We start from the raw sequence: 21,461 nt of genomic DNA on the forward strand, positions 1-21,461 counted from the left end.
CCGACGGCGGTGGGGGCACCCTGGTGACATGACCTCCCCCACCGGCCACGCGCCGTGGCACCTCCTGGACGTGGCGCCCGTGCCGTCGGCCGACCACCCCGACGCCTGGGCCTACCACGGTATGGTCGCCGTCGAGCGGGCCGTCGAGATCGCGAACCTCGGGCACGACGACCTGGCCCGCACGGCGCGGCAGCTCGTCAGCGGGATGCTGCACCAGGAGTACGCGGACAAGCGGCGGCTCGCCGCGGTCCTCGACCGGCCGGACGGCGCCGCGCCGACCGCCGACGACGTCGTCGGGTTCGGGTTCCTGTCGATGCCCCTGAAGCAGAACACGCACACCGCCGACCTCTACGTGGGCGTCCACCCCGACCACCGGCGGCGCGGCATCGCCACCGCCCTCGCCGAGCGGCTGGAGCAGGTGGCCGCCGACGCCCGCCGGACCACCTTCTTCGGCTGGTCGCTGTCCCCGCGCGAGGCGGCGGAGGGCGAGGACGCGCTCGTGCCCGCCACCGGCGTCGGCCGGCTGCCCGCCGACCGCGCGAGCCTCCGGTTCGCGCTCGCCCGCGGGTACACGATCGAGCAGGTCGAGCGCATGTCGCGGCTCGACCTGCCGGTGGACCCCGGCAAGCTGGCCGAGTTCGAGGCCGAGGCGCGCGCGAAGGCCGGTGCCGACTACCGGGCGCACACCTGGGAGGGCATCCCCGAGGACTGGTACGCGGGGTACGCCCAGCTCATGACCCGGATGTCCACGGACGTGCCGCAGGGCGAGCTCGACTTCGGCGAGGAGACGTGGGACGTCGACCGGGTGCGGGCCTACCTCCAGGACCGGGCCGACAGCGGCCAGCGGCTGCTGACCACCCTCGTTGAACACGTCCCGTCGGGTGAGGTCGCCGGCGGCACCTCGTTCATGCTGCAGGACGGCAAGCCGTCGTTCGTGTTCCAGGAGGAGACGATCGCGCTCAAGTCCCACCGGGGGCACCGGCTCGGGATGCTCGCCAAGGCCGTGAACCTGCGCGAGCTCACCGCCCGGTACCCGCAGACCGAGCGGGTGCACACGTTCAACGCCGAGGAGAACGCGCACATGCTCGGGATCAACGTGGCGCTCGGCTTCCGCCCGTCGGGTGCCGAGGCCGCGCTCCAGAAGCGCCGCTGACTATCTCCTGCGCAGGCGGCCGGCCAGGCCGAGGACCTTACCGGCCGCCCGCGTGACGAGGCCGCCCGTGCCGTTCGCGATGTCGAGGAGCTGCCGCACCTGCTTGTGCGTGACGCCGGACCCGGGCTGGTAGGGGAGCCGCCCCAGCGGCATGGCCGTTGTCATGACCATGACGTCGTCGCTCAGGCCGGCCGCCCGCAGCATGCCCGCGACGGTCGACCCGATGACGGGGTGCGCCATCGCCTCGCCGAGCGAGCTCTCGGGGGTGAGCGGCGCGACGACGTCGTCGCCCGCCACCTCTGCCTCCGCGGTACGGCGGATGTCGCGGCTCGACGCGCCCACCTCGACGCGGTACGTCCCGCCCTCCACCAGCCACCGGTTGGCGCGGACGTCCCAGTACGCGAGGTCGTCGCGCGCCACCGCCAGCTCCACCTCGCGGGACTCCCCCGGCGCCAGGTCGACGACGGCGAACGCGGCCAGGGCGCGCGGTGCCCGGGGGACCGCGGAGCCGGGCAGGGAGACGTAGCACTGCACCACCTCGCGCCCGGCGACCCCGCCGGTGTTGGTGACGGTCACGCGGGCGGTGAGGGCGGCGCCGTCGGACGGGGTGCCGGCCTGGTGTGTCGCGCCGGCCGGGCGAGCCGTGGTGGCCGGACGTCGCGCCGTGCGCGGGGCCGGCGATATCTCCAGGTCCGAGTACGCGAACGTCGTGTACGAGAGGCCGTGGCCGAAGGGGAACTGGACGGCCAGGTCGCGCGCGTCGTACCAGCGGTAGCCCACGAAGATGCCCTCGCCGTACGTGACGTGCAGCCCGGTGCCGGGAAAGCTCGTCCAGGCGGGCGTGTCCTCGATGCGCAGCGGCACGGTCTCGGCCAGCCGGCCGGACGGGTTGACGCGGCCGAACAGGACGTCGGCCATCGCGCCGCCGCCCGCCTGGCCCAGCAGCCAGCCCTCGACGATGGCGGGCACCCGGTCCGCGAAGCCGGACAGGCGCACCACCGAGCCGTTGGACAGCACGACGACGACGCGGGGGTTGACCTCCAGCACCCGGTCCAGCAGGTCGAGCTGCGCCGCCGGGAGCTCGATGTCCACCCGGTCGCGGCCCTCGGCCTCTGCCGACTGCGGCAGTCCCGCGAAGAACAGCACGACACCGGCGTCCTGCGCCGCGGCGACGGCCTCGGCGGCGAGCGCCTCCGCGGCGTCGGCGGCCGCTGCCGCCCTGGCCCGCCGCCTGCCGGACGCCGAGACCTTCCCGTCGACGGCGCCGGTCCTGCCGGTACCGCCCTTCTCCCGTTCGAGACCGAGGTTTCTTCGCCTTGAGACCGTCGAAAGCCGAGGAACCCCGGTCTCGAAGGGCAGACCACCGACCGGGCCCAGCTCGTACCCGGGGGCGAAGACCACGTCGGTCGCGGAGTCCTCGACGGCGGCGAGGGCGTCGTCCAGCCGGGTCGGGACGATCTGCGACGAGCCGGCACCCTGGTAGCGCGGCGTGCGGGCGAGCTCACCGATCACGGCCAGGCGGGTCTGCGGCGCCAGCGGCAGCAGCCCGCCGTCGTTCTTGAGCAGCACGATCGCCCGGGCCGCCGCCTCGCGGGCCAGGGCGTGGTGGGCGGCGTCGTGCCAGGCCTCGGGGTCGTGGCCGCGCTCGGCGAGCAGCCCGGTCGCCCCGGGCGCATCCTCACCGCGCCCGGCGGCGCGCGGCGCCCGCGCCGCGAGCGCCAGCGCGACCACCCGGGTGGCCGACCGGTCGACGTCGGCCACGTCGAGGGTGCCGGACCGCACGGCCGCGACGATCTCCCTGACCCGCTCCGGACCGCCGGCCGGCATCTCCAGGTCCAGGCCCGCGCGGAGGCCCGCGAGGCGGTCGTGCACGGCGCCCCAGTCGGACATGACGAGCCCGTCGAAGCCCCACTCGTCGCGCAGGATGCCGGTGGTGATGCGGCGGTCCTCGCCGGTGTGCGTGCCGTTGATCCGGTTGTACGACGACATGAGCGTGGCCGGCCGCGCCGTCGTCACCACGCGCTGGAAGCCACGCAGGTAGATCTCGCGCAGGGTGCGCTCGTCCAGGTCGGCCGAGACGCGCATCCGCTCGGTCTCCTGGTTGTTCACGGCGAAGTGCTTGACGCACGCGGCCACGCCGCCGCGCTGGATCCCCGTGACGAGCGCCGCGCCGATCTCACCGGACAGCAGCGGGTCCTCCGCCACGTACTCGAAGTTCCGCCCGCACAACGGGCTGCGCTTGATGTTGATGCCCGGCCCGAGCACGACGTCGACGCCGCGCTGCCGCGCCTCTTCGGCCACGGCCTCCCCGACCCGTGCGACGAGGCCGACGTCGAAGGTGCTGCCCAGTGCCACGGCGGGCGGGAAGCAGGTGGCGGGGACGGCGCCCTCGATGTCGCCGACGTCGGCGTCGAGCCGCCGCACCCCGTGCGGGCCGTCCGCGAGGTACACCGGCGGGACGCCGGGGACCTCTGCGGTGGTCCAGAACGAGTCCCCGGACAGGAGCCGCGCCTTCTGCTCGAGGGTGAGCCTCCTGACGACCGCCGACGCGGCCGGGGTGGCGACGGCGGTGTCGGCGGGCGGCTGCCTGGTCATGGCGGTCACGGTATCGGTGGCCGCGACGGGCGGCCACGGCCGGGATCCGCCGCCGTCCGGCCCCGCGTGGTCACGGCGCCGTCACCGCGCAAAATGCCGTGCGCTCCGCAGGTGCCGGGAGGACTCTTGGTCCATGACCTCGTCCTCGGCAGACCTTGCTCCGACCACAGCGGCGTGGCGGCTCGTCGACCCGCCGCACCCGTCCTCGCTCGACGACCCCGACGCGTGGGCGTACCGCGGCATCGCCGACCTGCACGTCGCGGTGGAGAACGCCGACCTCGGCAACGCTGACGGCGCCCCGACGCCGATCGGGGTGCTCGTCGGGATGAACAACCAGGACTACGTGCGCAAGCTGCGGCAGGTCGCCGTCGTGGACTCGCCCGACGGGCCGCGGGTGATCGGCGAGGCCATGCTGTCCCTGCGTCTCCGGTCCAACCCGGAGCTGGCGGTCGGCGTGGTCGTCGTGCACCCGGATCACCGGCGGCAGGGCATCGGCACCGCCCTGACCGAGTGGCTGACGAGCACGGCCCGGGCGGAGGGGCGGACGTCGCTCCTGGCCCCCGTCGACTTCGGGCCGGGGGCGGGCGACGGCGAGACGCTCGCGCCGGCGTCGGGCATCGGCGAGGTCTCCGCCGACCTGCCGGGCGTGCACCTCGCGCGCAAGCTGGGCCTGACCCTGCAGCTCGTGGAGCGCCGCTCCCGGATCGACCTGCCGGTCGCGCCGGAGGCGGTGTCGCGCTTCGAGGCCGAGGCGCGTGCCGTCGCGGGCGACGCGTACCGCGTCCACACCTGGACCGCGCCGACGCCGGAGGAGTGGATCGAGCAGTACGCCGCCCTGGAGCAGGCGCTGGTGGACGACGAGCCGCGCGGCGGCATCGAGATCGAGTCCGACGTCTGGGACGTCGACCGGATCCGCACCGAGGAGGCGGCGATCGCCGCGAAGGGCGACCAGTACGTGGTGACCGCCGCCGAGCACGTGGCCACCGGAAAGCTCGTGGCGATGACCATGCTGATGTGGAACGACGCCAAGCCGGACCACACCGACCAGCAGGCCACCGTGGTGCTCAGGGCGCACAGGGGACACCGGCTCGGCATGCTCGTCAAGGCGATCAACCTGCGCGAACATGCGCGGCTGCGGCCCGGCGCGCGGCGCATCTACACGTGGAACAACGAGGAGAACCCGCACATGCTCGCCATCAACGTGGCGCTCGGGTACGTCCCGGCGGGCGGCTGCGCGAACTTCCAGGGTCCGCTCTGACAGTCTGGCCTCCGCTGCTGAACCGGGAGTCAGCCCCGTTCAGAGCAGCTCCGGCGTCAGGTCCGGGCCGTCCCCGAACGCCTCGTCGCCGTCGAACGGGTGCACCGGGCCGCCCAGGTTGCGGTGCCGCAGCCGGAGCAGGTCCTGGTCCACGCCGCCGGGCGTGAGCATGAGCATCCAGTCCTCGGCCATGTCGTAGAGCTCGGTCTCGAGGTTGCCGATCTTCACCACCACGACGTCGGTGCCGCGCGGGTCCAGGCCGATCGCCGTGAAGTCGGACTCCAGGTGGTACGGCCGGCGCCGCTCGGTGAGCACCACCTTCAGCCCGCCGGCCGCCACCACGCACACGGTCCCGGCCACCGGGTCGTCGGTGCGGACGTGCTCGACCACGCCCTTGAGCGTGACGGGCCCGTGCGGTCCGCCGTCGACCCGGGCGCCGGCCTCCACCTCGACGACGGCGCCCACCCCGGCGTCGGCCACCGCGCGGGCGGCCGCCGCGTCGGGGAGGGCGGCGTAGATACCGGTGCGGCCGCCGTCCGCCGGCGGGGTGGTGAAGGTGGGCTCCGCCAGGAGCCGCGCGAGGGTCCAGGTCACGTCGCCCGCGCCGCCGGCCATCGGGTTGTCGCCCGAGTCCGACAGGACGAAGGGCCGCGCATCGCTCGCCAGCACGGCCTTGAGGCACTCCTCGTAGGTGCCGGCAGGGGCGACGAACTCGAACTCGTCGCGCGCGTCCCAGTACCGGCGCGCCAGCCGTTCGGCCTCGCGGGAGATGATGGCGTCGTCGTCGCCCATGACCACGACGACCGCCCGGCACCGGGGCTCGTCCGCCCACGCGTACCCGACCCAGACGGAGGCGTCGAGCACGCCGTCCAGCGCCGCGACGCGCGCCACGTCCTCGTAGATGCCCTTCGCCGGCTCCAGCCGGGTGCTCGTCTTCTCGCCCGGTAGCAGCACGGGCACCTGCACCCAGGCCTTGCGCGGCCGCCCCGCCCCGTCGATGCGGCGGACCAGGTCGGTGGCCGCGCGCTCGCGCGCCTCGTCGTCGTCCTCGTGCGGCGCCATGCGGTGGCAGGTGATGAGGTCGACGGTCGCGGCGAGCTCGCGCGACACGTTGCCGTGCAGGTCCATCGACGCGGAGACCAGGCAGTCCGGTCCGACGGCGGCGCGCACCGCGTGCGCGAGGTCGGCCTCCGCGTCGGTGTAGCCGAGCACGGCCATGGCGCCGTGGACGTCGAGCAGCACGCCGTCGAACGGGCCTTGCGCCTCCAGCGCCAGGCCGATCTCGGCGCGGACCGTCTCGTACACCTCCGTGGGAACCACGCCGCCGGGGAGCGCGGCGGCCCGCAGCACCCCCACCCACTCGGCCTCCCGGCGCAGGGGCGTGCCGTCCCGGAGGAACGGGTACCGCCGGACGAGCTCGTTGCCACGCAGGAGGGTGAACGCCTCCCAGCCCGAGCGGTGCGGGGAGAACGTGCTGGACTCGATGGCCATGCCGCAGATCGCGATCCGCGGGCGTCGGTGGGTACGGGTCACGCGCGCAGTGTAGGGGCGGCGCGTTACGGCTCCGTGTTCCGGATCAGTCGTCGCCCGCGTCGTCCGCCGAGTCGTCGTCGTCCAGGTCATCGGGGGTGTCGTCGTCCCGGCCGGCCGGCGGGTTGCCGTTCTGCTGGGCGGGCTGCTTGGCCGGCCGGTCCGCGGAGTCGGCGCCCGCGTCGTCGTAGTTCGCGTCGTCCGGCGAGTCCGCCGACTGGGCGGAGCCAGCGGTGTCCCGCGCCGACTCGTTGGGCGAGTCCGCCGACTCCGGCGACGGGTCGTAGTTCGCGTCCCCCGGCGAGTCGGCCGACTGGGCCGAACCCGGGGTGTCGCGCGCCGACTCGTTCGGCGAGTCCGCCGACTCCGGCGAGGTGTCCGCCGGCGCGGCCCCGGTACCGCCGTCGGACGCCGTCCCGCCGGTCAGGGAGACGGCCGCGGACGACTCCGTGCGCGGGGCCGGGTTGTTCAGCGCGACGGCGGTGCTCGCGCCGACGATGCCGATCACGGCCGCCGTCCCGACGACTGCCCAGCGCTTCTTCATGGTCGAGGGGTTCATCCCACTGGCCTCCCGGTCTCGTGGCACCCGGCTCGGGTACCTCCTGCCACGAGTCTGTGCCGCCCGGATGAGGTGACGAGGAGACCATGATGAGACGGTTCTCATGAAGCCCTGCGGGCGTCAGCCGCGGAACCGGTAGCCCGCCCCGCGCACCGTCTCGATCCGGTCCGCCCCCAGCTTCTTGCGCAGGTACCGCACGTACACGTCCACCACGTTGGACCCGGGGTCGAAGTCGTAGCCCCACACGCGGGACAGGAGCTGCTCCCTGGACATGACCTGGCCCGGGTGCTGGAGGAACACCTCCGCGAGCGCGAACTCCCGCGCCGACAGCTCCACCTCCCGCCCCGCCACGGCAGCGGTGCGGGTCCGTAGGTCCAGGCCGACGTCGCCGTACTCCAGCCGGTCCGCCGGCGCGGCCTCCCCGTTCGCGCGGCGCAGCCGCAGCCTGATGCGGGCGAGCAGCTCGTCGAACCCGAACGGCTTGGACATGTAGTCGTCCGCCCCGCCCTCCAGGCCCGCCACCCGGTCCGACAGCGAGTCCCGCGCGGTGAGGATCACCACCGGCAGGGTCGAGCCGACGTCGCGCAGCCGCTGCAGCACCGTGAACCCGTCCAGCACGGGCAGCCCGATGTCCAGCACCATGAGGTCGTAGCCGCCCGACATGGCGTGGGCGAGCGCCGAGGCGCCGTCGGCCACGACGGTGGGCTGGAACCCGTGCGCCTTGAGGCCCTTGCGCAAGAACTGCGCGATGCGCTCCTCGTCCTCCGCGATCAGGATCTGGTTCACCCTGCCTCCTCCGTCGCCGCGTCCTTGGTCCCTTGTGGCGTTCCCTGCGGCGTTGCCTGCGGTCCGACGGCGGCGGGCCAGGTCATCACGAAGCGCGCCCCGCCGCCGTCGGACCGTTCCACCGCGACGTCGCCGCCGTGCCCCTGCGCGATGGCCCGCACGATCGCGAGCCCCAGGCCGGACCCGGGCACCCCGCCGGTCGTGCTGCCGCGCGCGAACCGGTCGAAGATGCGGTCGGCCTCCTCGGGCGGCACACCCGGCCCGGTGTCCCGCACCCAGAGCCGGACCCGGCGCCCGGCCGGCCCGTCGAGCACCTGCGTGCCGATGCCCACCTCGTCGTCGGGACCGGTGAACTTCACCGCGTTGTCCGCGAGCTGGAGAACCGCCTGGGTGAGCCGGTGCGCGTCGGCGGCCACCTCGGCGTCGGCGCGGGTGTCGACCACCCAGCGGCGCGTGCCCAGCGCTCGCGCCTTGTCGTGCACCTCGTCGGTGAGCCGGCCCAGGTCCACGGGGGCGAGGGTCACGAAGTCGGACCGCTCCGCCTTGGCGAGCAGCACGAGCTCCTCGACGATCTGCCCCATCCGGGACGTCTCGTCGAGCAGGAGGTCCCTGGTCTCGCGCACGTCCGCCGGGTCGTCCGGGTCGAGGACCTCCAGGTGGCCGCGCAGCACCGTCAGCGGGGTGCGGAGCTCGTGCCCGGCGTCGTCGAGGAACCGGCGCTGCGTCTCGATGGCCGTCGACAGGCGGTCGAGCATGGTGTTGAAGGCGCCCGCGAGGTCGCCGAGGTCGTCGTCGGTGGCGACGGCGACGCGCTGGGACAGGTCGGTCTCGGTCACCCGGGTCGCGGTGGCGCTGAGCTGCCGCAGCGGCCCGAGCAGCCGGCTCACGACGAGCCAGGCGAACACGCCCAGCAGGACCAGCGCCACCGAGCAGACGATCGCGTAGGTGCGCATCACGGCGGTCTCCGTGGCCAGCGCCTGGTCCAGCACCGCCGCCATGACGTACGCGCCCACCTCCTCCCGCTCGGGCACCGTCACCGGAACGACGACGAACCACACCCGGCCGATCTCTGTGTTGATCTCGTGCTGCACGGTCCGCTCCGACCCCGGGGTGAGGCCGGCCACGACCTCCCGGACCACCGGGTTCTCCTCGATCATCCGCCCCGTCGCGGGCGGGTTGGAGAGCTGGTGCTCGCCGTCCAGATAGCTCACGAACACCTCGTTGGTGCCCGGGACGTTCCGCTCCATGGCAACGCTCATGAGCCGCCCGGCGCCGCGGAACTCCTCGCCCGTGTCCGGGTCCACGCCGTTGACTGCCAGCCGCTGCAGCTCCCTGATCTCCTGGTCGAAGTCCTCCGAGATGTCGTCCATGATCTGCTGGGACTGGATGGCGTGGGTGAGCAGCCCCGCCGCGAGCAGCCCGATGGCGGTCACCGCGACGACCACCGCCACCACCTTCGCCCGGACCGAGGGCCTGCGCAGGCTCATGCGAGGCCCGGCGCGAGCCGGGTCCCGTCGAGCCAGCCCGCCACGACGTCGAGACGGCGCGACGTCGCCGCCTGCCAGCCGCGCTCCTGCACCCGGTGCGGGCCGGTGGCCAGGGACAGCAGCACCCCGGCCACGCGGGCGGCCAGATCGCTCAGGTCGGCGCCCCTGCTCCCGGGGGCTGCCGCGAACCCCGCCGCGTAGTCGGCGGCCAGCCGGCGCATCCGGGCGGCACGCGCGGCCTGCGCGGAGTCCTGCCCGCCCACCAGCGAGAGCACGTCCAGGTGCGCGACGAGGCAGGCCAGGTCGTCGGCGCGGTGGCCGGGGCCGGCGGCGTCCACGTCGAGCAGCCCGGTGATCCGGCCGTCCGTGAGCATGATCTGCGCCTCGTACAGGTCGCCGTGCGTCGGGTCGGCCCCGGCGCCGCGCTCGGCGAGGCGTGCGGCGACGGCGCCCGCGAGGTCGGCCGCCCGCCCCGCCTCCGCGGGCAGCGCCGCCCCGATCACGCCCGCGTAGTGCTCCGCCGACTCGCTCCAGGCCGGCCGCCGCGGCAGGTCGCGCACCTGCGCCGGCAGCCGGTCGAGCAGGTCCAGCACCTCCAGCGGCGACGGGATGCGGCTCCCGTCGCGCACGGCGGCGCGCATCTCGGTGCCGTACAGCGGGGACAGCACGAGCAGGCCGTCGTCCGACCAGCCAAGGGGCCGCGGGACCGGCAGCCCCGCCTTCGAGAGCAGGGCGTGCCGCCGGTGCAGGTCCGCGACCTTGCGCGGCCGCAGCACCTTGAGGAACACCCGGGCCGACGCCGTCCGCGCCTCGATCACGGCCCGCCGGGTGGGCCGGTAGGCCCGGACCTTGAGCTCCGGGTGCGCCCGCTCCTGCCGGCCGACGCCAAGGTCCGCCAGGAGCTCCTCCACGGCGTCCGGGCTGAACGCGCGGGGCAGCGCGGGCAGCGCCGGGTCGCCGGGGAACCGCCACACGGCGACCGTCGCGTCGCCGTCGGACAGCGTGACGACGCCCGGCTTGCGGCCGTCGCGGGCGCGGCCCACGCTCGCGCCGAGGGTCTCGGAGCGTTCCACGCCGTCCCAGCGCACCGTCGCCCGGTAGGCCACGGTGGTGGTGGAGCCGGGCCGGTGGTCCACCTGACGCACGCGCCAGTCCACGAGCTCACCACCGGCGGTGGCCACCGCGGCGTCGAGCAGACCCGCGGCGGCCTCGCCGGTCAGGAGGTCGAGGTCCGTACTCACCCGGCCATCCTCGCAGCCGGGGCGCACGGAAGCCCCTTAACCGGGATTAGAAAGCTCTCACCGAGCGGCACCCGAACCCCTGACCAGGGTCAGTCGCGCAGCTCCCGGTACTTCGTGATCAGGGCCGCCGTCGACGGGTCCTGCGCTGCCAGGGCCGCCTCGTCGCCCGCGACCGCCGGGGCGATCTCCAGCGCGAGCTTCTTGCCGAGCTCCACGCCCCACTGGTCGAACGAGTCAATGCCCCACACCACGCCCTGCACGAACGTGATGTGCTCGTACAGCGCCACGAGCTGCCCCAGCACGGACGGGGTCAGCGCGGGGGCGAGGATCGACGTCGTCGGCCGGTTGCCGCTGAACACCTTGGCCGAGACCAGGTCTTCGGCGACGCCCTCCGCCCGCACCTCGTCGGCCGTCTTGCCGAACGCGAGCGCCTTGGTCTGGGCGAAGAAGTTCGCGAGGAACAGGCCGTGCACGTCGGCCCCCGCCGCGACGGCGCCGCCGTCGCCCGCCACGTCGGCCAGCGGGTAGGCGGGGTTGGCGACGGCGATGAAGTCGGCCGGGATGAGCCGCGTGCCCTGGTGGATGAGCTGGTAGAACGCGTGCTGGCCGTTGGTGCCCGGCTCGCCCCAGAAGACCTCGCCGGTCTCGGACGTCACCGGCGTGCCGTCCCAGCGCACGGACTTGCCGTTGGACTCCATGGTGAGCTGCTGCAGGTACGCCGGGAACCGGTGGAGCTGCTGCGCGTACGGCAGCACGGCGTGCGTGTGCGCGTCGCGGAAGTTCACGTACCAGACGTTGAGCAGCCCCATCAGCGCAGGCACGTTGCGCTCGAACGGCTGGGTCCGGAAGTGCTCGTCCATCGCGTGGAAGCCCGCGAGGAAGTCGGCGAAGGCGTCGGGACCGATCGCGACGGCGAGCGAGGTGCCGATCGCGGAGTCCACGGAGTAGCGGCCGCCCACCCAGTCCCAGAACCCGAAGGCGTTGGCGGGGTCGATGCCGAACGCCTCGACCTTGTCGAGCGCGGTGGACACGGCGACGAAGTGCTTGGCGACGGCGTCGGCGCGACCCTCCTCGGAGTCCTCGATGGCGCCGGCGGCGACCAGCGAGCGCCACAGCCAGTCGCGGGCGAGGCGCGCGTTGGTGAGGGTCTCCAGAGTCCCGAAGGTCTTCGAGGCGACGATGAACAGCGTGGTCGTCGGGTCGAGGTCGGCGGTCTTCTGCGCGACGTCGGTGGGGTCGATGTTGGAGACGAACCGGCACTCCAGGCCGTCCTGGACGTACGGCTCCAGGGCCTCGTAGGCCATCACGGGGCCGAGGTCGGAGCCCCCGATGCCGATGTTCACGATGGTCTTCACGGGCTCACCGGTGACGCCGGTCCACTCGCCGGAGCGGACCTGCTCGGCGAACGCGTAGACCTTGGCGAGCTCCTCGGCAACGTCGGCGGCCACGTCCTGGCCGTCGACGGTCAGGGCCTCGTCCGACGGGCGGCGCAGCGCGGTGTGCAGCACGGCGCGGTCCTCGGTGACGTTGATGTGCTCGCCCGCGAACATCGCGTCGCGGCGCTCGGCGAGCCCCACCTCGTCGGCCAGGGCGAGGAGCGCGGCGAGCACGTCGTCGGTGACCAGGTTCTTGGACAGGTCCACGTGCAGGTCGGCGGCCTGGTGGCTCATCCGGTCGGCGCGGGCGGGGTCGGCGGCGAACCAGCCGCGCAGGTCGGGCTGGAGGTTCTTGGCGAGCTCGGTGAGCGAGCCCCATGCGGTGGTAGTCGTGGCGTCGACAGGCTGACGGGCTGGCGCGGAGGTCATGACACCACCGTAATGCCGAGCGCCTCGGCCGTGGCCTTGGCCAGTGTCTGGTCGGTCACCTCGTAGCCGGCCTCGCCCCCGCCGCCGGGTCCTCCGGCGTCGGACACCGTGCGCTTCGCGGACAGGTGCACGGCGTCCACGCCGACGCCGAGCAGGGCCGGGACATCCGCCGCCGTCACCCCGCCGCCCGCCATGACCTCGATGCCCAGCTCTGCGCTGTGCTCGACCAGCGCCGCCAGCCGCTCCAGCCCGTCGGCCGCGCGGGCCGCACCGCCGGAGGTGAGCACGCGGGCGACGCCCAGCTCGGCGAGCGTGTCCAGGGCGGCCAGCGGGTCGGCGACCACGTCGATCGCCCGGTGGAACGTCACCTCCGCGTCGTCCGCGGCCGCGACCAGGTCGCGCAGCCGCGGCTCGTCCACGGTGCCCGACGGCGTCAGCGCGCCCACCACCACGCCGTCCACCCCGGCGTCGACCGACAGCGTGACCTCGCGGAGCATCAGGTCGGCCTCCGCCCGCGAGTACACGAACCCGCCCGGCCGGGGCCGCACCAGCACGTGCACCTCGAGGATCGGCGCGCTGTCCGACGCCGGGACCACCGCCGCGGCGTCGACCACCGCCTCGATGAGCGCGGCGCTCGGTGTGATGCCGCCGGTGGCGCCGAGCGCGGAGCAGAGCTCGACCCTCCGGGCGCCAACGCCTGCAGCGATCACCGCCCCCGCTGGGTCCTGGACGGCGAGCTCGAGAGCGACATGGTGAGGCACGGGCGCCAGCGTAGCCGTGCGTGGGGTCAGCCTGTCGCAAGCCGCTGGCGCTACCGAGTCGGTAGGGTCCCATGGCATGGCCATTGATCCCAGTGCGATCCTCCAGGGACGCGCGCCCGGACGTGCCCCGGTCGGAGTGATCGTCGGGATCGTCTTCGCCTCGGTCTGCCTGCTCTTCATCCTCGCGTTCGACGCGATCACGGGCGGCGCGTCGTTCGTCGTCGGGCTGCTGCTGGCGATCCTGCCCGTGGCCGTGTGGCTGCCGCTGGTGCTCGCGCTGGACCGGCTGGAGCCCGAGCCGCCCAGCGCGCTCATCTTCGCGTTCCTGTGGGGCGCTGGGGTCGCGGCGCTGTTCGCGACCATCCTCAACACGCTCGGGCTGTCGCTGCTCACCGAGACCGAGCTCACGGGCGAGGAGGAGGGCTGGTACGTCGTCGCGACGTTCGGCGCCCCCGTGGTCGAGGAGCTGCTCAAGGGCGCCGTCCTGTTCGGCATGCTGTGGTGGCGGCGGCAGGAGCTGAACGGCCCCACCGACGGCGTCATCTACGCCGCGATGGTGGGCCTCGGCTTCGCCGCGACGGAGAACGTCCAGTACTTCATCGACGCGGCCGAAGTGGACCAGCTCGGGTACGTGTTCGTGCTGCGCGCCATCGTCTCGCCGCTGCTCCACCCGCTGTGCACCGCGATGACGGGCATGGGCGTGGCCGTGGCGGCCCTGGCCGGACCCGGCCGGCTGCGCCGCACGGCGCCCCTCTACGGGCTGCTCGGCGCGATCGTCCTGCACAGCCTGTGGAACGGGTCCACCAAGTTCGGCATCGCGGGCCTCGCCGGCGCCTACCTCGTGGGGTTCGTAGTGCTGATCGCGCTGATCGTGATCCTGGCCAGGGACCGCCGCCGGATCGTCCAGCTCATCGCGCACTACCTGCCGCTGTACGGCCCCGTCGGCATCGTCACGCCCGACGACCTGCGTATGCTGTCCAGCCTGCCCGCCCGCCGGAGCGCCCGGCGCTGGGCCAGGTCGGCGGGCGGACACGTGGCCGAGCGCGCCATGACCGACTACCAGCAGGCCGCCACCGAGCTCGCGCTGCTGCACCAGCGGGCGGGCGCCCAGCGTGACCTCGACCCGCACGGCCTGGAGCAGCAGCGGCAGTACCTGGTGTGGCTCATGCAGCAGGCCAGGGCCACGTTCCTCGCCCACCAGCCGCACCCGCCGGCCTCGCCGTGGGGCGCCACGGGCTTCGGCCCGCCCGGCCACCGCTGACGTCGCCTGGCGTCGCCGCGGTTCGGGTCCGCTGGTGCCGTGGTCGGACCCCGCCGGTGCCCGCGGGTCCGACCGCCGGGTCAGAGCGAGAGCAGCCGCAGCACGAGGGCCGCCGCCGAGACCAGCATCAGCCCGCCGGTCGGCAGCAGGCCCGCCCAGTCCTTCGCGCGCAGGTGCGTGATGACCGCGCCGAGGAAGTACAGGACGAAGCACGCCGTCGCCGCGATGCCGATCGGCGCCCACCAGATCCCGACGAGGGTGCCGAGCGCACCCGCGACGAGCAGGGTGCCGAGCACCGGGATCAGCCGCTCGGGCACGCCGAGCTTGGTGGTCAGCGGTTCGACGACCTGCGGGTTGCCCGTCAGCTTGCCGTAGCCGCTGAACGCGGTGGCCAGGATCAGGACTGCGGAGACGATGACGGAAGCGACGAACACGGGTCCTCCGAGGACGGCGGCCGGGCGCACCCGGCGGGACGAGACGGCGCCCGTCCGGGCGCCTGGTGCATCCTGCGCCAGGTGTGGCTCCTTGCCAAGGGCCGGGTTAGCGACTCACACTAGGTAAGTGACTTCCGAGACGACAGCAGCCCTCGGCCGCGGGGCCGCACCCGGCGCCCCGCGGAACCACAGCACGCCGTCCGAGGATGAGTGCGGGCTCTTCCAGCGCACGCTGGAGCGCGCCGGCCGACGCTGGTCCGGCGCGATCCTCTACGCCGGCGTCGCAGGCGCACGGCGGTTCGTCGAGTACCGCCGCTACGTGCGCGGCATCTCCGACCGGGTGCTGACGCAGCGGCTGCGCGAGCTGGAGCAGCAGGGGTTCATCACGCGCGAGGTCGTTCCGACCATGCCGGTGCAGATCCTGTACACGCCCACCGCGGCAGGCGCCGAGCTCGTGGCCGCGCTGCAGCCCCTGGCGGCGTGGGGACAGCGGCACCCGGACGTCGTCGAAGGGCTGGAGTCGTAGCACCTCGGCGGGCTCGACCACCGTCGGTCGAGCCCGCCGAGGTGCCCGAGCGTCAGAGCTCGAGCTCGAAGCTCCCCCTCCCCACGCCGGTGAGCGTGGTCGTGTTCCTGGCGAGGTAGCGCGCCAGGTACGGCGCGGGCTCACCCTGCGTGGCGACGTCGCCGGCCGGGTCCTGCAGGTCGAGCGAGAGCCGGGCGCCCGTCACGGAGATCGGCCTGCCGGATGGCTCGGCCAGCCAGCCGCCCGACTCGATCGTCCCGACCTGCACGCCGAGCTGATGGCCCTCCGCGAGGGTCCAGTCGGCCGACTTCAGGTCGAACGCCACGCGCCCGCGCCGCTCGATGCGCGCCACGTTCTCGTCGAACATGGTCGCCGTGCCGTCCGGCGCGACGTCCCACAGCCGCACCATCACCTCTCCGGCGGCACTCGCCCTGAGCGTGACCGACGGCGTCCCCGTGATCCGCACGTCCGAGGCCACGGGCCTGGAGTACGTGAAGTACGACGACGGCGCCGCGCCGGCCGCGAACGACCGCGTCGCGATCCGCGGGGCGATCGTCGGGGCGTGTTCCATGTCCCAGCCGTCGACCTGCGCCCTGGTCGGCCCGGTCGCCGCGAGGGAGGACGCACCGCCGTCGTCCACGTAGGTGCCGTCACGGAGCCTGGCCGCCGTCGAGCCGTCGGCCTCCGGCCACGTGTCCTGCGCGCGCCAGGCGCCGGTGCTGTCCTGGATCGCGTACGCCGGGTCGTCGACGCCGGGCTCGACGCCCTTGAGGAACTCGTCGTAGAACCGCATCACCTCGTCGAAGAAGCCCTCGCGCCCCATGGCGAGGCGGCCGTCGGAGACGACGTCGTTGCCGCGCACGTGGTCCCACGGGCCGAGCCAGCCACGCTCGACGCCCGTGTGGTTGTCGAGGAAGACCTGCATGTCCTCGGGCTTGGTGTTGGGCTCGATGAAGCCCTGGGTCACGAACAGCGGCGTGTCGGTACCGATGGCGTCGTCGGCCAGGTTGCGGGCGTCCCAGTACTCCGACTCGAGGTCCGGGTTGTTGCCGTCCGCCAGGTTGTCCGACAGGCACTCCGGGTGCTGGTCCTCGTAGCGGGCGTTCGCCGCGTAGTGCGCGTCGTCACCGTCCATGGGCGCCATCGTGGCGATGCTGTTGTACGCGTTGGGCGTGCCGGTCACGTTGGGCCGCGCGACCTCGTTGCTCCACAGGTAGTTGTACATGTTCCACAGGGGCTCCTGGGCGACCACCGCCTTGAGCGGCTCCAGGCCCAGGTTGTTGCCCGCCAGGCCGGTGACGGCGTCGTACGACTTGCCGTACATGCCGACGTCGCCCGTTGACCACTCCTGGCTCGCCGACCACTCGATCGCCGCGCCGATGTCGGCCTGCTCGCCCGGCCCCACCCAGTCGAGGCAGCCGGTGCTCCCGCCGAAGCCCCGGATGTCGACCATGACGAACGTGTACTCGTTCGCCATCAGGTCGGCGCCGTCGACGAAGTCCCGGAACCGCGCGGACGGGCCCACGACGTCCCAACCCTCGGGCCCGGTCTGGCCGGCGTGCGCGAAGTACGGCCCGACCGACAGGATCACCGGCGTCCGCACGTCGGAGGCGAGGTGGGCGGGCCGCAGGATGTCGGCGTGCAGCTCCACGCCGCCCGACGACGGGAAGTACGCCTCGGTCCACGCAGCACCCTCGGGCACGCGCTCGTTCTCGTCGTGGGTAACCGGGTTGCCGGGGGTGACCGTCGTCGGACTGGCCGCGGCCGCGGCCGCGCCGGGTCGGGCGCTCACGGCGGGTCCGGCGGGTTCGGCGACCGCGGCGGGTCCAGCGCTCACGGCGGGCTCGGCGCTCACGGCGGGTCCGGCGACCGCAGCGGGCCCGGCGACCGCGGCGGGTTCGGCGCTCACGGCGAGTTCAGCGACCGGGGCGGGTCCGGCCACTGCGGCAGGTGCGCCGCTAGCGGCCAGCATGAGCGTTGCTGCTGCGGCGACCGCGGGCGCCGTTCTGCTGACTCTTGTCCGGAGACTCATCGAAGCGTCCTCCCTGGGGGAAATCCAGGTCCGATATGCCTGGTTCACCCGAGGTTAGAGAACATTCATCAGCAATGCCCGGATTTGGGTGAGAGTTGACGACCACGTAACACGCTGCCGGAACGCGGCCCGCCCCCTACCCAGTGATCTGGCCCATAACTCCCGGGAGTTTGGGGCCAGATCACTGGGTAGAAGCGCACCTACGCGTCGGGCAGGTTCGCGTCGGGCGGGCCGAGGCCGAGATCGGTCCCTTGCCTCAGCGCCGAGCGTGAGATCGGTCGGTTGCCTCAACACTGAGCGCGAGATCGGTCGGTTGCCTCGAGATCGGCCCATCGATGGACCGATCTCGAGGCAACCGACCGATCTCCGGCGGCGCGAAGTAGCAACGGACCGAACCCGGGCCGCGCACAGCAGCAACCAACCGAACTCAGCGCAGGCCCAGGAACTCCGCCACGCGGTCCGACGCCGGGGCCGCCCGCAGCTCGTCCGGCGCAGCTACCTGAAGCAGCCGGCCCCGGTCCATGACGCCGATCCGGTCCGCGACGGCGGCCGCCTCGGCGTGGTCGTGCGTCACGAACACGGCGGTGGTGCCGGTCTCGACCAGCGCGGCCCGCACGTCGCCCGCGAGCCGCTCCCTGAGCTGCCGGTCGAGCGCGGACAGCGGCTCGTCCAGCAGGAGCAGCCGGGGCCGCGGGGCCAGGGCCCGTGCGAGGGCCACGCGCTGCTGCTCACCGCCGGACAGCGTCGGCACGGCCCGCCGCTCGTACCCGGCGAGCCCCACCAGGTCGAGCAGGTCGGTCACCCGCGCGTCGCGCTCCGCCCGGGACAGCTCCTGGACCTCCAGCCCGTAGGCGACGTTCCGCCGCACGTCCCGGTGCGGGAAGAGCTGGCCGTCCTGGAACATCAGGCCGAACCGGCGCCTGTGCACCGGCAGCCCGGCGAGGTCCTCGCCGTCGTACAGCACCCGGCCGCCGGCCAGGGGCTCCAGCCCGGCCACGGCCCGCAGGAGCGACGACTTGCCGCAGCCGCTCGGGCCGAGGAGCGCGAGCACCTCGCCGGGGGCGACGGCCAGCGACACGGCGTCCACCGCCGTCACCCCTGCCGCACTGCGGGCCGTGGCCCCGTACCGCACCGAGATGTCCCGGACCTCCAGCCCAGCCATCAGAACTCCCCTCCCGCGCGCTCGTCGCGCAGCCGCTCCGCGACCATCATCACCGTCGCGGTCAGCGCGGCGAGCAGCACCGACGCCGCGAGCGCCATCCCGTAGTTCTCCGCCCCGGGCCGCCCGACGAGGCGGTAGATCACGACGGGCAGGGTGGCGCCGTCGGGCCGCGCGAGGAACGACGTCGCGCCGAACTCGCCGAGCGAGACCGCGAAGGCGAACCCGGTGGCCAGCCCGACCGACCGCAGGGCGATCGGCAGGTCGACGGTCCGCAGCACCCGGCCGGGGCCGGAGCCGAGCACCGCGGCGACCTCCCGAAGGCGCGGGTCGATCGCCCGGAGCACCGGCAGCACGGTCCGCACCACGAGCGGCACGGCGACGACCGCCTGCGCCACCGGGACGAGCAGCCCGGAGGTCCGCAGGTCGAGGCCGAGGACCGGCTGGTCCATGGTGATGAGGAACCCGAAGCCGACCGTCACCGCCGACACGCCGAGCGGGAGCATGAACAGCCCGTCGAGCGTGCCGACGGCCCGGCGCGCGCCCGCCGACCGGGGCCGGCGGGACACCACCAGGGCCACGAGCCCGCCGACGACCAGCGAGATCACGGTGGCGGCCAGCGCGATCCGCAGCGACGTCGCCGTTGCCTCCCACACCGTCACGACCAGCGCGTTCCGCTCGCCGGTGGTCCCGAGCGCCACGTAGTTCCCCGGCCCCCAGGACCCGTCCGGCTCCCGGAACGACCGGGCGACCAGCCCGGCCAGCGGGAGCACGATGACCCCGCCGACGATCGCCGCACCGACCAGCGCCGTCGCCACGTCGCCCGGCGAGCGCCAGGACAGCGCCCGCGCCGCGCGACCCGACGAGACGAGGTGCAGCGCGGCCTCGCGCCGCCGTCGGGCCCGCGCGGACAGGATCAGGGCACCGGTGATGACCACGAGCTGCAGGATCGACAGCACCGACGCGGACCGCAGGTCCAGGAACTGCGTGGTGCGGGTCCAGATCTCGGTCTCGATGGTCCCGTACCGCACGCCGCCGAGCACGAGCACCACCCCGAACGCGGTGGCGCAGAACAGGAACACGACCGAGGCGGCCGACACGACGGCGGGCGCGAGGGACGGCAGCGTCACGGTCCGAAAGACCCGCGCGGGGCCGGCACCGAGCGATGCGGCGGCCTCCTCGGCCCGCGGGTCGAGCCGCTCCCACAGCCCGCCGACGGTCCGCACCACCACCGCCACGTTGAAGAACACCAGCGCGACGACGATCCCGGCCAGCGACTCCTCCAGCCCCAGGAACCCGAGGGTGCCGCCCGGCGCGAACAGCGCACGGAACGCGACGCCCACCACCACGGCGGGCAGCACGAACGGCACCGTCACGAGCCCGCGCACCAGGCCGCGCCCCGGGAACGACCGCCGGTACAGCAGGTGCGCGAGCGGCAGGCCGAGCAGCACCGAGAAGGCCGTGCCCAGGGCCGCCTGGGTCAGGGTGAGCCCGACGAGCCGCCACGTGCGCGGCCGGGACAGCACCTCGGTGAACCCGGTGAGGTCGAGCACGCCGTCAGGCACGAAGCCGCGGACCACGAGCGCGGCCACCGGCCACGCGAAGAAAACGGTGAGGAAGGCGAGGGGGACGGCGACCGCCGCCCCCCAGAGCAGCGGCGCCGGCCGCAGCCCGCCCCTCAGCCGACCACCGTTGCGGTCCACCGCTCGATCCACTCGTCCCGGTGCTCGCTCACGTCGGCCGGGTCCACCTCGAACGGCGCCTCGGCCTGGGGCGCGAACTTCTGCCAGTCCCCGGGCAGCGGCACAGAGGAGTCGGCCGGGTACATGTACATCGACTCCGGCAGCGCGGCCTGGACGTCCTGGGTGAGCAGGAAGTCCACCAGCTCCTTGGCGCCCTCGGGGTTATCCGTCCCGGCCAGGACGCCCGCGTACTCGACCTGCCGGAAGCAGGTCTCCAGCAGGGCGCTCGTGGTGGACTCCGAGCCGTCCTCGCTCACCGTGAACGCGGGCGACGTCGCGTACGACAGCGCGAGCGGCCGCTCGCCGCCCTCCCCGGCGCCCGAGAAGTCCACGTAGTACGCGTCCTCCCAGGAGTCGGCCACCTTGACGCCGTTGTCCACGAGCGAGGCCCAGTAGTCCTCGAACCCGTCCTCGCCGAACGCCCCGATCGTCGCCAGCAGGAACGCGAGCCCCGGGGACGACGTCGCCGGGTTGGTCACCACGAGCAGGTCCCGGTACCGCGGGTCGGCCAGGTCCTCCAGCGTCGTCGGCACCTCGAGGCCGGCCTGGTCGAACCACGCCTCGTCCGCGTTGACGCAGACGTCGCCCTGGTCGACCGGGGTCAGCGCCCCGCCGACCTGCTCGGCGCCCTCGGGGAGGTTCTCGGGCGTGTACTCCTCGACCACCCCGGCGTCGAGCGCGCGCGAGGCGAACGTGTTGTCGATGCCGAACACGGCGTCCCCGAGCGGGGCGTCCTTGGTCAGCACGAGCTGGTTGACCAGGGCCCCGGCGTCACCCGCCGCACTGACCTCGACGGTCAGGCCGGACCGCTCCTCGAAGCGGTCGACCAGCTTCTCGTCGAGCGCCCAGGAGTCATGGGTCACCAGCGTCACCGTGCCCGACGCCGACGGGTCGTCCCCGCCGGTCCCGGCACCGCCGTCCGGCCCGGCGGAACACCCGGTGAGCAGCAGCGCCGCCGAGAGCGCTCCGGTGACGGCTCCCGCATGAACGGTGCCGCGGTGGGTACCACAAAGACGCAACATCGTGCCTCCGACTTCCTCCGCCGGTGTGACCCGGATCAGGTTCAAGGGTCTGCGGTTCTCCGCACTCTCAGCGCCGTCGGGGCGCTCCCCTGTCGTTTCCATGCAGCCTA

17 protein-coding genes and 1 riboswitch are annotated in these 21,461 nt (G+C 73.9%); of the genes, 4 read left to right on the forward strand and 13 right to left on the reverse strand.

The features are described 5' to 3' along the window. Nucleotides 1–28: 28 nt before the first annotated feature. Nucleotides 29–1,153 (forward strand): GNAT family N-acetyltransferase, encoded by a 1,125-nt coding sequence (locus AC0QU1_RS24975; protein WP_483573294.1) that lies wholly within the window; start codon nt 29–31, stop codon nt 1,151–1,153. Here the strand turns inward: AC0QU1_RS24975 and AC0QU1_RS24980 are convergent, their stop codons facing one another. Continuing rightward, on the reverse strand, nt 1,154–3,748 hold the full coding sequence (locus AC0QU1_RS24980; protein ID WP_483573295.1) for a glycoside hydrolase family 3 C-terminal domain-containing protein: 2,595 nt from the start codon (nt 3,746–3,748) through the stop codon (nt 1,154–1,156). A 133-nt stretch (nt 3,749–3,881) separates the two neighbouring features. On the opposite strand from AC0QU1_RS24980, the gene AC0QU1_RS24985 reads away from it, so the two are divergent. Beyond that, complete coding sequence (locus AC0QU1_RS24985; RefSeq protein ID WP_483573297.1) at nt 3,882–5,006, forward strand: GNAT family N-acetyltransferase; 1,125 nt, start codon at nt 3,882–3,884, stop codon at nt 5,004–5,006. A 39-nt stretch (nt 5,007–5,045) separates the two neighbouring features. On the opposite strand, the gene AC0QU1_RS24990 is transcribed toward AC0QU1_RS24985, so the two are convergent. The 7 genes from AC0QU1_RS24990 to AC0QU1_RS25020 all read right to left on the reverse strand — a co-directional run bounded on the left by AC0QU1_RS24990 (nt 5,046) and on the right by AC0QU1_RS25020 (nt 13,175). Further along, nucleotides 5,046–6,497: a M81 family metallopeptidase gene (locus AC0QU1_RS24990; protein ID WP_483616570.1), complete on the reverse strand. Its 1,452-nt coding sequence runs from the start codon at nt 6,495–6,497 to the stop codon at nt 5,046–5,048. A gap of 85 nt (nt 6,498–6,582) precedes the next feature. Then, nucleotides 6,583–7,095 carry a hypothetical protein gene (locus AC0QU1_RS24995; protein ID WP_483573301.1) on the reverse strand — a complete coding sequence of 171 codons (513 nt, stop codon included), beginning with the start codon at nt 7,093–7,095 and terminating at the stop codon, nt 6,583–6,585. A gap of 120 nt (nt 7,096–7,215) precedes the next feature. Then, nucleotides 7,216–7,881 (reverse strand): response regulator transcription factor, encoded by a 666-nt coding sequence (locus AC0QU1_RS25000; RefSeq protein WP_483573303.1) that lies wholly within the window; start codon nt 7,879–7,881, stop codon nt 7,216–7,218. After that, nucleotides 7,878–9,368 (reverse strand): sensor histidine kinase, encoded by a 1,491-nt coding sequence (locus AC0QU1_RS25005; protein ID WP_483573305.1) that lies wholly within the window; start codon nt 9,366–9,368, stop codon nt 7,878–7,880. Before AC0QU1_RS25005 ends, AC0QU1_RS25000 begins: the two co-directional genes overlap by 4 nt. Beyond that, entirely contained in the window at nt 9,365–10,609 is a 1,245-nt protein-coding gene (locus tag AC0QU1_RS25010; protein WP_483573307.1) for a phosphotransferase, read from the reverse strand. The genes AC0QU1_RS25005 and AC0QU1_RS25010 overlap by 4 nt, the downstream gene beginning before the upstream one ends. Before the next feature lie 89 nt (nt 10,610–10,698). Beyond that, the gene (gene pgi / locus AC0QU1_RS25015) at nt 10,699–12,414 is read right to left on the reverse strand and encodes a glucose-6-phosphate isomerase (protein ID WP_483573309.1); all 1,716 of its coding nucleotides are present in this window, start codon (nt 12,412–12,414) and stop codon (nt 10,699–10,701) included. Beyond that, nucleotides 12,411–13,175: a copper homeostasis protein CutC gene (locus AC0QU1_RS25020; protein ID WP_483573311.1), complete on the reverse strand. Its 765-nt coding sequence runs from the start codon at nt 13,173–13,175 to the stop codon at nt 12,411–12,413. The genes pgi and AC0QU1_RS25020 overlap by 4 nt, the downstream gene beginning before the upstream one ends. A gap of 76 nt (nt 13,176–13,251) precedes the next feature. Here AC0QU1_RS25020 and AC0QU1_RS25025 point away from each other — a divergent pair, with 76 nt between their 5' ends. Further along, nucleotides 13,252–14,436, forward strand: a complete 1,185-nt coding sequence (locus tag AC0QU1_RS25025) for a PrsW family intramembrane metalloprotease (RefSeq protein ID WP_483573313.1) — start codon at nt 13,252–13,254, stop codon at nt 14,434–14,436. An 80-nt stretch (nt 14,437–14,516) separates the two neighbouring features. Here the strand turns inward: AC0QU1_RS25025 and AC0QU1_RS25030 are convergent, their stop codons facing one another. Beyond that, a complete protein-coding gene (locus AC0QU1_RS25030; RefSeq protein WP_483573315.1) occupies nt 14,517–14,870 on the reverse strand; it encodes a DoxX family protein in 354 nt (117 codons plus the stop codon). A gap of 127 nt (nt 14,871–14,997) precedes the next feature. Here AC0QU1_RS25030 and AC0QU1_RS25035 point away from each other — a divergent pair, with 127 nt between their 5' ends. Next, on the forward strand, nt 14,998–15,396 hold the full coding sequence (locus AC0QU1_RS25035; protein ID WP_483573317.1) for a winged helix-turn-helix transcriptional regulator: 399 nt from the start codon (nt 14,998–15,000) through the stop codon (nt 15,394–15,396). A 52-nt stretch (nt 15,397–15,448) separates the two neighbouring features. Here AC0QU1_RS25035 and AC0QU1_RS25040 read toward each other — a convergent pair whose 3' ends face one another. From AC0QU1_RS25040 to AC0QU1_RS25055, 4 genes are all read right to left on the reverse strand, one after another. Continuing rightward, nucleotides 15,449–17,305, reverse strand: a complete 1,857-nt coding sequence (locus tag AC0QU1_RS25040) for a CocE/NonD family hydrolase (protein ID WP_483573319.1) — start codon at nt 17,303–17,305, stop codon at nt 15,449–15,451. A gap of 550 nt (nt 17,306–17,855) precedes the next feature. Continuing rightward, nucleotides 17,856–18,590: an ABC transporter ATP-binding protein gene (locus tag AC0QU1_RS25045; protein WP_483573321.1), complete on the reverse strand. Its 735-nt coding sequence runs from the start codon at nt 18,588–18,590 to the stop codon at nt 17,856–17,858. Then, nucleotides 18,590–20,290 (reverse strand): ABC transporter permease, encoded by a 1,701-nt coding sequence (locus tag AC0QU1_RS25050; RefSeq protein ID WP_483573323.1) that lies wholly within the window; start codon nt 20,288–20,290, stop codon nt 18,590–18,592. The genes AC0QU1_RS25045 and AC0QU1_RS25050 overlap by 1 nt, the downstream gene beginning before the upstream one ends. Further along, entirely contained in the window at nt 20,266–21,351 is a 1,086-nt protein-coding gene (locus tag AC0QU1_RS25055) for a thiamine ABC transporter substrate-binding protein (protein WP_483573325.1), read from the reverse strand. The genes AC0QU1_RS25050 and AC0QU1_RS25055 overlap by 25 nt, the downstream gene beginning before the upstream one ends. Next, a riboswitch (TPP riboswitch) is annotated at nt 21,347–21,452 on the reverse strand. It overlaps the preceding gene by 5 nt. Nucleotides 21,453–21,461 lie beyond the last annotated feature (9 nt).

This window comes from Promicromonospora noduliphila (assembly GCF_056951025.1).